Origin of the sequence: Thioalkalivibrio sp. ALE16, assembly GCF_000381305.1 — a bacterium.
In the GTDB taxonomy this organism is placed as follows: Bacteria; Pseudomonadota; Gammaproteobacteria; order Ectothiorhodospirales; family Ectothiorhodospiraceae; genus Thioalkalivibrio.
The window spans coordinates 212,627-223,357 of sequence record NZ_KB906356.1 but is presented as its reverse complement, the minus strand read 5'-3'; the positions used below and the strand labels follow the sequence as shown (position 1 = coordinate 223,357).

General features: G+C 67.7%; 8 protein-coding genes. 4 read left to right on the top strand and 4 right to left on the bottom strand.

What is annotated here, in order from left to right:
- The coding region (locus F627_RS0104480; protein ID WP_019583405.1) for an integrase core domain-containing protein at positions 1-259 on the top strand (259 nt) is incomplete at its 5' end.
- Between the two features lie 237 nt (positions 260-496).
- Here F627_RS0104480 and F627_RS0104475 read toward each other — a convergent pair.
- The 4 genes from F627_RS0104475 to gshA all read right to left on the bottom strand — a co-directional run bounded on the left by F627_RS0104475 (position 497) and on the right by gshA (position 7,955).
- Positions 497-3,655: an efflux RND transporter permease subunit gene (locus tag F627_RS0104475; protein ID WP_019583404.1), complete on the bottom strand. Its 3,159-nt coding sequence runs from the start codon at positions 3,653-3,655 to the stop codon at positions 497-499.
- Positions 3,652-4,746, bottom strand: a complete 1,095-nt coding sequence (locus tag F627_RS0104470; protein WP_019583403.1) for an efflux RND transporter periplasmic adaptor subunit — start codon at positions 4,744-4,746, stop codon at positions 3,652-3,654. The genes F627_RS0104475 and F627_RS0104470 overlap by 4 nt, the downstream gene beginning before the upstream one ends.
- A 167-nt stretch (positions 4,747-4,913) precedes the next feature.
- A complete protein-coding gene (locus tag F627_RS0104465) occupies positions 4,914-5,930 on the bottom strand; it encodes a glutathione S-transferase family protein (RefSeq protein ID WP_019559105.1) in 1,017 nt (338 codons plus the stop codon).
- 438 nt (positions 5,931-6,368) lie between these two features.
- The gene (gshA, locus tag F627_RS0104460) at positions 6,369-7,955 is read right to left on the bottom strand and encodes a glutamate--cysteine ligase (RefSeq protein WP_019583402.1); all 1,587 of its coding nucleotides are present in this window, start codon (positions 7,953-7,955) and stop codon (positions 6,369-6,371) included.
- A gap of 195 nt (positions 7,956-8,150) precedes the next feature.
- Between gshA and F627_RS0104455 the strand changes: the two genes are divergently transcribed.
- From F627_RS0104455 to F627_RS0104445, 3 genes are all read left to right on the top strand, one after another.
- A complete protein-coding gene (locus F627_RS0104455; RefSeq protein ID WP_018866753.1) occupies positions 8,151-8,549 on the top strand; it encodes a hypothetical protein in 399 nt (132 codons plus the stop codon).
- Positions 8,550-8,600: 51 nt separating this feature from the next.
- Positions 8,601-9,521 (top strand): AraC family transcriptional regulator, encoded by a 921-nt coding sequence (locus tag F627_RS0104450; protein WP_026332025.1) that lies wholly within the window; start codon positions 8,601-8,603, stop codon positions 9,519-9,521.
- Between the two features lie 113 nt (positions 9,522-9,634).
- Positions 9,635-10,723 carry a methyltransferase domain-containing protein gene (locus F627_RS0104445; RefSeq protein ID WP_026332024.1) on the top strand — a complete coding sequence of 363 codons (1,089 nt, stop codon included), beginning with the start codon at positions 9,635-9,637 and terminating at the stop codon, positions 10,721-10,723.
- The last annotated feature ends 8 nt before the right edge of the window (positions 10,724-10,731 follow it).

Below are 10,731 nucleotides of genomic sequence, written 5' to 3'. Positions count from 1 at the left end.
CGGGCTCCAGCCCTCGGTGGGCCGGGTCGGTGACTCCTACGACAACGCCCTGGCGGAGACCATCAACGGGCTGTACAAGACCGAGGTCCGGGCCTACTGGGGACGTCTTAACGATCGACGCGACGTCGAGTGGGCTACGCTCCAGTGGGTCGACTGGTTCAACCGGCGACGCCTGTTGGAATCCAACGGGTATCGACCGCCGGCAATCATCGAAGCGCAGTACCATCAACCACTTCAGGGGTCCGTTCGTGCAGCGTGACCCAAACCAACGGGTCTCCGGGAAACCCGGGGCGGTTCACTTTCTTGGGCAAGCAAGAAAGGACCTCGGGGCGCGCTGGCGAGTCAGCGCCTGGCAGTATGTGGACCGGAGCCACCGTAAACACCGATGCCGAACCAGGACCAGCCACCACGAGGCAGGCGGCGGACCGGAGGCACGTAAACACCGGATGACGAACCAGGACCAGCCTCAACAGGGCAGGCAGCAGGCACCGAGTGATCAGGGTTCGGCGCGCGGTGCAGTGGCGGCGCGGACCCCGCGGCGCTCGCCGTCGACATCGTCGATCTCGTCGTCCAGCTCGTGCAGGCGGCGCGTGGTCGCCAGCGGCGAGGTGGTGCCGCGCGCGACCAGGCTGTAGGCCGCCGGAATCACGAACAGCGTAAACAGCGTCGCGAACAGCACACCGGAGAACACCGCCACCCCGATCACGAAGCGCGTCTCCTCGCCCGGCCCGGAGGCCAGGATCAGCGGAATGGAGCCCGCAACCGTGGTCAGCGCCGTCATCAGCACCGGCCGCAGCCGCATGCGCGCGGCCTCGATGATCGCGGCGTCGAAATCACGCCCGCGGTCGCGCAACTGGTTGGCGAATTCGACGATCAGGATGCCGTTCTTCGCCGCCAGGCCGATCAGCATGACCATGCCGATCTGACTGTAGATATTCAGCGTCTGGCCGGTAACGGTCAGGCCGATCAGGGCACCCACCACCGCCAGCGGGACGGTCAGCATGATCACGAACGGGTGCACGAAGCTCTCGAACTGCGCCGCCAGCACCAGGAAGACCACCAGCAGGGCCAGCGCGAAGACAAACAGGATCGCCTCCGAGCCGGTGCGCAGATCCAGCGATTCGCCCTTGTAGTCGATGCCCGCCTCGGCCGGCAGGAGCTCGGCGGCCTTGGCATCCAGCGTGTCCAGCGCCTCGCCCAGGGTCATGCCGTCGCGCAGCCCGGCGGTCAGGGTGACCGCCCGCGAGCGGTTGTAGCGTTCCAGCGAGGACGGACCGGCCTGTTCCTCGTAGGTGACCAGGCTGGACAGCGGCACCATGGCGCCGGAACTGGAGCGTACGTAGAGGTTGTCGATATCGCCCGGCGTGCGGCGCTGATCGGCCAGGCCCTCGATGATCACGTCGTACTCCTCGCCGCGATCGACGAAGGTGGTCACGTCGCGCCCGCCGAGCACGATGTCCAGCGTACGGCCGACATCGCGCATGGAGACACCAAGGTCGCCCGCCCGGTCGCGATCCAGACGCACGTTCAGCTGTGGCTGGGTAGGCTCGTAATCGAGATCCACCCGGGTCAGGCCCTCGATGCCTTCGGCGGCCTCGCGCATGATTTCGCCCCACTCCTCGAGCTGGTCGTAATCCGGCCCGGAGATCACGAACTGGACCGGCGGCCCGACGCGACCGCGAGAAAGGCCCTGGCGCATGACCACGCGCGCCTCTACCCCGGGCATCTCGTTGATGATGCCGCGGATCTCGTCGATCACCTCCTGACCGGACACGTCGCGGTCGTCCCAGTGCTCCAGGATCGCGATCACAAACCCGTTGTTCATCAGCTCGGAGCCGCCGAAGCCGCGTGGCGTACGCACCAGGGCGCGGCGGATCGGGCCGTCCTCGATCAGCGGCTGGATCCGGGCCTCGACCTCGGCCATCTGGCGGCTCATGTACTCGAAGTTCGCCCCCTCGGGTCCGTCAACCAGGACGAAGAAGGACCCGCGATCCTCCTGCGGCGCAAACTCCTCGGGCAGCGCGTCGAACAGATACCAGGCCCCGGCCAGCACCGCGGCCAATAGCGGTACCACCAGCCACGACCCCTTGAGCCCGGTCGCCAGCACGCGGCCGTAACCGGCCTCCAGCGCCGCAAAGCCGCGGCCGATGTAGTGGGCGGCACCGGTCTGGTCATCGCCCTTGTGCATCAGGCGCCCGGAGAGCACCGGCGCCAGGGTCAGCGCCACAATGCTGGAGAAGAAGACCGCGATGGCCATGGCGATCGCGAACTCGGTGAACAGCTGGCCCACCGTGCCGTCGAGGAAGGCCAGGGGCACGAACACCGCGATCAGTACCGAGGTGGTCGCCACAATCGCGAACCCGACCTGGCCCGCACCGCGGTAGGCCGCCAGCAGCCCCGGCTCGCCCCGTTCGATGCGCCGGTGGATGTTCTCCAGCATTACGATCGCGTCGTCCACCACCAGTCCGACCGCCAGCACCAGCGCCAGCAGCGTCAGCAGGTTGACCGAAAACCCGAACAGGCTGATACCGATGAACGCGGCGGTAATCGCGACCGGCACGGTCACCGCCGGGATCAGGGTCGCCCGCCAGCTGCCCAGAAACAGGTAGATCACGAACACCACCGCGGCAGTCGCGACCGCCAGGGTGATGTAGACCTCGCGGATCGCCCCCTCGATGAAGACCGACTCGTCGTAGGTGGTGACCAGCGAGGTGCCCTCCGGCAGGGAGTCCTGCAGGCGGTCCGCCATGGCCTTCACGCCATTGGCGACCTCCAACACATTGGCGTTGGACTGGCGGATGATGCCGAGCCCGATCATGTCCTCGCCGTTGCCGCGGAACTCGCTGCGCTCGGTATCCGCGCCGATATTCACCTCGGCGACATCGCCCAGGCGCACCAGCTGCCCGCCCTCCCCGCGCTTGAGCACCAGCCCGGCGAAATCTTCGGGGGTGCGGTACTGGCGCTCCACGCGCACGGTGAATTCGCGCTCCAGCGAGTCGAGACGCCCCGCCGGCAGTTCCACGTTTTCCTGCTGCAGGGCGTCGGCGATGTCGGTGACGGTCAGCTCGCGCGCGGCCAGGGCCTCGCGGTCGACCCATATGCGCATCGCGTAGCTGCGCGCGCCGCCCCGGCGCACCAGCCCGACGCCGTCCACCACCGACAGGCGATCAATCAGGTTGCGCTCGGCGTAGTCCGCCAGCTCCAGCGCATCCATGGTGGTGCTGGAAAGGTTCAGCCACAGGATCGGGTTGGCATCGGCGTCCGCCTTGGTTACCTCGGGCGGGTCGACCTCGTCGGGCAGGTCGCCCAGCACGCGACTGACCGCCTCGCGCACGTCGTTCGCGGCGGCGTCGATGTCGCGACTGAGGTTGAATTCGATGGTGATACGCGAGCGGCCGTCCTCGCTGGAGGACTGGATAAACCGGATCCCCTCGATCCCGGCGATGCGATCCTCGATCCGCTGGGTGACCTCACGCTCGATGATCTCGCCGCTGGCCCCGGGGTAGATGGTGTCCACCGTGACCACCGGTGGGTCCACATCCGGGTATTCGCGCAGTGGCAGGCTGTCGTAGGCGATCAGACCGAAGGTGATCAGCAGCAGATTGAAGACAATCGCCAGCACCGGCCGGCGATTGGCGACATCGGAGATGATCATGCCCCGTCCCCGGCCTCGCCATTATCCGGCGCACGCGGCGGCAGCACGCGTACCTCGCGGCCGTCGCGCACCCGCGACACGCCCTCGGAGACGACGGTATCCCCCGGCTCCAGGCCCTCCAGCACTTCGGCATGCCCCGGATCGCGTCGCCCGATGCGGATGCGCACCCGCTCGACCGTGTCGTCGTCACGCAGCCGGAACACGAAGTGCTGGTCGGCGACCTGGCGGATCGCGCCCTCCGGGACGGCCAGGCGCTCGACCGGGTCCAGCGGCAGGCGGATGTTCACCAGCATGCCGGGGCGCAGCAGCAGGTCGGGATTCTCGACCAGGGCACGCACGGTGAGGGTGCGGGTCGCCACGTCCAGACGGTTGCTGACAGCCGAGACCTGCCCCTCGAACTCGCCATTCGCGCTGCGCCCCTGAACTTCCAGGCCCAGGTGGATCGCCGAGGTGTGCCGCTCGGGTACCGCGAAATCGACCTTCACCACCGAGACGTCATCGAGTTCAACGATCGCAGTCCCCGGACTGACCAGGGAGCCAGCGCTGACCTGACGCAGGCCCAGACGGCCGGAGAACGGGGCCCGGATGACGCGGTTGGCCACACGCGCCTCCGCGGCCGCCAGGCGGGCTTCCGCCTCGTTCAGCCGCGAACGCTGCTGGTCCACCTGCTGCTGCGTGACCACGCCATCGGCCACGCGGTCGCGCACGCGCTCCAGCTCCCGCCGCGCCTCGTCCACCTGGACACGGCTCTCGCGCAGGGCCGCACGCTCCTCGTCGGCATCGAGACGGACCAGAACATCCCCGGCCTCCACCGTGTCGCCGTCGTCGAACAGGACCTCGACCACGCGCTCGGTGACGCTGGCGGTGACCACCACGGACTCGTTGGCCTGCACCGTACCCAGGGATTCGACAACGGTCTCGAAGGTGCGCGGGACGACCTCGCTAACGCGCACCGGCGTGCGGTCGTCGCGTTCGGCGGCAGGCGCGTCGCTGGCCACGTCATCCCCCGCTTCCGGGCCAAACGCGTACCAGGCAGCAGCGACGACCGCCACCACCAGGACCAGTCCCAGAAACCCGCCAATCGCCTTCACTTGTCGATGCCCCTACATGAATGCGGCCCGGTCAGGGGACAGTGCGGTGCCCCCTGACCGGGCCAGGGTTGTACGTTCCGTTAGACGCGCTGAATACAGCAGTCCTGGCTTTTTCAGCGACTGCACGGAATCGCTGATAAATCAGTGTTTCCCTAGTGTAACGACCGTCACGTTTCACCGGCGTTCCGCAGCGCGGCCGGCAGATCGCCCAGGGGACGATCGTGCGGCCGGGTGTAGTCGATCACCGGGCCCTTCGGCACGATGCCGCTGGGGTTCAGCATCGGGTGGCTGCCGTAGTAGTGCGCCTTGATGTGATCCATGCGCACGGTCTCGGCCACGCCGGGGCGCTGGTAGAGCATGCGCAGGTAGGCCGACAGCGCCGGGAAGTCGATGATGCGCTGTCTATTGCACTTGAAATGGCTGTAGTAGACCGGATCGAAGCGCACCAGCGTGGTAAACAGCCGCCAGTCGGCCTCGGTGATCCGGTCGCCCACCAGGAACGGCTGGCGTGCCAGGCGCTCCTCCAGCCAGTCGAGGGTCTCGAAGAGACGGTCCCAGGCGGCATCGTAGGCCTTCTGGCTGGTCGCGAACCCGGAGCGGTAGACCCCGTTGTTCACGTTCTCGTAGACGCGCTCGTTGACCGAGTGGATCTCCTCGCGCAGGTCCTCCGGGTAGAAATCCAGCGTATTGCCGGTGATGCCGTCGAAGGCGCTGTTGAACATGCGCACCAAGTCTTCCGACTCGTTGTTCACGATCCGGTCGGTCCGGGTGTCGAACAGCACCGGCACGGTCACGATACCCGTGTATCTCGGATCGGTGCGGGTGTAGAGCTCGTGCATGTAGCGTGAGCCGTGCACCCGGTCACCGGTGCAGCCGTCGCAGTCATCGAAGGACCAGCCGGCATCGCCCATGTAGTGGTGCACGACCGACAACCCGATGTGCGACTCCAGGCCCTTGAGCTTGCGCAGGATCAGCGCGCGATGCGCCCAGGGGCAGGCATAGGAGACGTACAGGTGATAGCGCCCGGACTCGGCCGGGTAGCCGCCCTCGCCCAGGGGACCCGCGGAGCCGTCGGCGGTCACGTAGTTGCGGTACTGCTGGTCCTGGCGCACGAACTCGCCGTTCTCGTCGGACTCCTCTTCCAGCCAGCCTTCGCGCAGTTCGCCGTTGATCAGGAGACTCATGGGGTTCCCTCTGCAGCGGTCCAGCCGCCACGGTTACGGATGATAGGGTCGATTATCCTGTCGATAAAATCGAAAATAAATCGCGTTATTTCCGCCCGATAGTTCGAAAATACCGAACCGACTGAGGGATAGGCCGCTCAGGGAGACGCTGATTTAATCGCACGTCCGCGCTCGAGTCGCTTTTGCGTGCGAACAAGGCGCGGTGACTGCCGTGCAGTCATTCTGCACAAGGGAACCGCAACGCCGTTCCCGCGCCCGTTTTTGATCAACAACGGGCGGCCGAGCCCCTGCTTTCAATGGCTTGTGGGGTTGGTGCCCCCTGTTCCCCGATCCTGCGTTGCGCCGCTTGCGGGTAGAACCACTACCCGCTGCACGACGCGCCTTGTCTCGGAAAACAGGGGGCACCAACGCGGACGTGCGATTAAATCAGCGTCTCCCTCAGGAGGCGCGCAGCGTGCCGTCGAAGTAGCGGGCAAGGAAGGTATCGAAGTCCAGGGTATCGGCCGCCTCGATCGCGGCCTGCTCCGCCAGGCTCTGGCGCGCCAGGGCCTCCAGCGTCTCGGCGCGCGGCAGCGGGCCGTTGAAGCGAAACGCCTCGCGGTGCTGCGCGGACAGGCGGCTGGCGTAGCGGTAGAAGCCCTCCTCGCGCGCCATCATGTCCTCCAGCATGCGCGCCGAGGGCGTGAGGTCGGCCTGCTCGACCTTGCCCCACTGCTCGCTTAGCGCTCTACGGTAGGGGTCGCCCGGCAGTTCCTGGTCGAGGATCGCGGCGACCGGGCGCATCAGGGCCAGCAGTTCGCGCGCCCAGTCCTGCAGCAGTACCTGCTCGTCCTGCCGGCGCAGCTCGAGGCCGGGGCGGCGGCCGTAATGCGCCACATCGAGCAGGTTGCGGTCGATCGCGTCGAGTTCGCCGTCCGCCAGCAAAGGACTGGGCTGCAGCAGGCAGGTCAGGGCAAACACCTCGAGAAAGCGCAGCTGGGTCTCGTCCACCCCCAGCGGGTGCTGCGCGTTGATGTCCACCGAGCGCAGCTCGACGTACTCGATCCCGCGTGCCTCCAGCGCATCGGTGGGCTTCTCGAAGCGCTCCAGCGGCTGCTTCGGGCGCACGGTGGAGTAGTACTCGTTCTCGATCTGCAGGATGTTGGCGTTCAGCTGGCGGTATTCGCCGTCGACCTTCACGCCGATGCGCTCCCACTCGGGGCTGAGCGTATTGATCGCGCAGCGCAGCGAGTCGACGTAGCCGCCCAGCGAGTTGTAGTCCGCCTTGATGCCGGTGTCCGCCTCCTTGCGGTTGGTGTAGCCGATGTCACCCATGCGCAGGCTGGTGGCATGCGGGAGGTAAGAGGTGTCGTCGTCAAAGTCCTCCAGCACCGCGCCGTGGCCCTCGAGGAAGGAATTGCACACGGCCGGCGAGGCCCCGAACAGATACGGCACCAGCCAGCCGAAGCGCAGCAGGTTGCGGATCATGCCCATCATGCGCTCGTCGCGGAACGCGCGGTCATCCTGCTCGCCCAGCACCTGCGCCAGCGCCGGCCAGAACTCGGGGCGCGGGGAATAGTTGAAGTGCACCCCGGCGATCACCTGCATCTTGCGTCCGTAGCGGTGCCCCAGCCCGACGCGATAGACGGTCTTCATGCGCCCGGCGTTGGACGTGCCGTACTGCGCGACCGGGATCGCGTTGTCATCGGCGGTCACGCAGGGCATGGAGGTCGACCACAGGGTCTCGTCGCCGACATTGGCCGCGGCGAAGGCCTGCAGGTCATGCAGGAAGCCCAGCGTCTCGCGCACATCGTCAAACGGCGGGGTCACCAGCTCCAGCAGGGCCTCGGAGTAGTCGGTCGTGATATTCGGGTGGGTCAGCGCCGAACCCAGCGCCGCCGGGTGCGGGGTCAGGGCTGGCGACCCTTGCGGGCCGACGCGCAGGGTCTCCTTCTCCAGGCCAATGCGCCCGTGCAGGCCGGTGCCCGCCAGGCGCTCCGCCAGCTGCGCGACCAGTCCCTGCAGATTGCGTTCGTCGGTTCCCACGGGCGTGCTGTCCTGCTCCAATCAAACCCGGCGAACATACCCGAATGCGCCTGCGGGGTCACATGCACCGTCGACCGGCACCCGAAAACCGCGCAACGCCGATCAGGAGACGGCTCCCACGCAAGGCGCGGATGACCTTGCCCTGCCGGTCCTATTAAATTAGGTTTTTCTTATACACAAGACATCGGGCGCCGCATGGAACCGGACACACAACGCCGCAGCTGGGACGAGATCCTGGTAGACGCCCTGCGCGCCCCTGCCACCGGGCTGTTCGTGCTCGGACTCGCGATGGGTGCGGGGCTGATGCACTGGGGCGTGGAGCGCCCCCCGACCGAGGGCGCGTTGATGGTCACGCTGCACAATGACAGCGACACGACCATCCGCGCGGTGCACTTCGATTTCGGGCACGACCTGTCCGAATCCAGCATTCGCGAGGGCGAGATCGCGCCCGGCGAGCACCGGCGGGTGGCCCTGAACCACCCGCCCGGGGCTGGTTTCAACGTCGAGATCCGCTACGCCGACGGCCACGTCCAGGCGTTCTGTGCCAATCGCGGCGTGGACGGCTGGGCCCAGGAGGTTCGCGTCTACCGCTGAATCTGGCAGGCGGCACCGGCATGGCCTATACAGGACATGCGGGGTGAGAAAATGCCGCAACCATGGCCTAACATGCTGGAGCACTACGCCCGCGGGAACGGGGGACCGCACCTGCGCGAGATCCGCGCGGCTGCCTCGCCAGCGGTCGCCATGCTGGAGACCCGTCAGCCACCGGGCCTGTTCCACACCCCGGCCTCCGATGACCTGGTCCTGAGCCAGTCGTCCGGGGCCCCATTCCGCTACGTCTGCGATCTCGGCGCCGGGCGCTTCTCGGGACACACCCGCACCCGCGATTTCGTGGCCGTGGCCCCGGGGGCCACGCCCTGGTGCCGGGTCACGGACGCGGCGAGGGTACGGTTTATCGCCATCCCCGCCGACCTGGCCCGCCGTTGCCTGGACCGGCCCGCCGACGACCCGCTGGATTTCGGCCCCGTTCACAACCGCCACCACAGCGACCCGCTGATCGCCCAGGGCCTGGAGTGTCTGTGGCAGGAAATGGGTCGCGAGGACCCCGCCGCACACGTGTTCGTGGACAGCATGATGGCCGCACTGGTGGTGCGCCTGGCCCGCCTGACCAGCCATGCCGCCCCGGCCGACCGCTGCCGGGGCGGCCTCGCACCGCACCGCTCGGCACAGGTCATCGACTACATGCAGACTTACCTCGACCAGCCGATCCGTCTCGCTGAACTCGCCGCGCTGTGCGACCTCTCCCCCTGGCACTTCGCCCGCGCCTTCCGCGAGACCCACGGCCAGCCGCCCCACCGCTACCTGACCCAGCTGCGTCTGGAGCGGGCGCGCGCCTTGCTGACCGAGTCGCACGCGAGCATCGGCGAGATCGCGACGGCCACCGGCTACACCCCGCAACAACTGGCCCGCCACTTCCGGCAGGCCTTCGGCATGGCACCCGGCGCCTACCGTGATCAGTACGGGGAGCCGCCAATCACCCGCGCGGACGGCCCCGAAACACCCTGACGCACAACCGCAAGATTCGCCCCCGCACCGCAAGCCCGTGACCGCGGGGGATCACCGCACGGCCTAGGCTCCGGGTAAAGCCAACCCCCGGCGCCATCGCGGAGGTCACCCGCATGCCGTCCGACCCGGAATACCCTGCGTCACCACAGGCCGTGGAGGCCTTTGCCGGCCACCTGGTCGAGGTCCTCAATCACGGTGCGCTGTGCCTGATGCTCTCGCTCGGGCACCGGACCGGACTGTTCGATGCCCTGCGCGGGCGACCCCCGTCAACGTCCGAGGCAATCGCCGCAGCGAGCGGCCTGAACGAACGCTATGTCCGCGAATGGCTCGGCGCGATGGCCACGGCGGGGATCGTCACGGTGGAACCCGCCGGGCCACGGTTTGCCCTGCCGCCGGCGCATGCCACGTGCCTCACCCGCGCCACCGCGGCCGACAACCTGGCGGTGTTCGCCCAGTACATCGCAGTGCTGGGCGCCGTGGAGGATGCGATTGCCACCGCGTTCCAGACCGGTGACGGCGTGCCCTACGAACGCTACACACGTTTCCACGAAGTCATGGCCGAGGACAGCGGCCAGTCCGTCCTGTCCTCGCTGGAGAGCGCCATCCTGCCGCTGGTGCCGGGCCTGACCGATCATCTCGAGCGCGGCATCCGCGTGCTGGATGTCGGCTGCGGCAGCGGGCGCATCATCAACCACCTGGCGGGGCGCTACCCTCGCAGCGAATTCACCGGACTGGATCTCTCGCCACAGGCCATCGCGCGCGGGCGCGCCGAGGCAAAAGCGGAGGGGCTAGACAACGTCGTGTTCATCGAGGCCGACGCCGCCGAGATGGGGCACCGTCTCGAGGCCCGGAGCTTCGAACTGATCACCACCTTCGACGCCATCCACGACCAGGCCGATCCCCAGGGGGTCCTGCGCGGCATCCATCGCGCGCTGGTACCCGAAGGGATCTACCTGATGCAGGACATCCGCGGCTCCGGGGAGATCCCCGGCGACCTCGACCACCCGCTCGGGCCCTTCCTCTACACGGTCTCCTGCATGCACTGCATGCCGGTATCGCTCGCCCGGGACGGCCCCGGCCTGGGTGCGATGTGGGGCGAACCCCGCGCCCGCGAATACCTAGAGCGCGCGGGATTCCACGACATCCGCGTCCACCAACTGGCGCACGACCCCCAGAACAACTGGTACGTGGCCACCCGATAACAACCCAA

Excerpts from the sequence above, each read along its gene's own strand:
- F627_RS0104475 (WP_019583404.1), bottom strand. The coding sequence starts at position 3,655 with ATGATCATCTCCGATGTCGCCAATCGCCGGCCGGTGCTGGCGATTGTC.
- F627_RS0104465 (WP_019559105.1), bottom strand. The coding sequence starts at position 5,930 with ATGAGTCTCCTGATCAACGGCGAACTGCGCGAAGGCTGGCTGGAAGAG.
- F627_RS0104455 (WP_018866753.1), top strand. The coding sequence starts at position 8,151 with ATGGAACCGGACACACAACGCCGCAGCTGGGACGAGATCCTGGTAGAC.
- F627_RS0104450 (WP_026332025.1), top strand. The coding sequence starts at position 8,601 with ATGCCGCAACCATGGCCTAACATGCTGGAGCACTACGCCCGCGGGAAC.
- F627_RS0104445 (WP_026332024.1), top strand. The coding sequence starts at position 9,635 with ATGCCGTCCGACCCGGAATACCCTGCGTCACCACAGGCCGTGGAGGCC.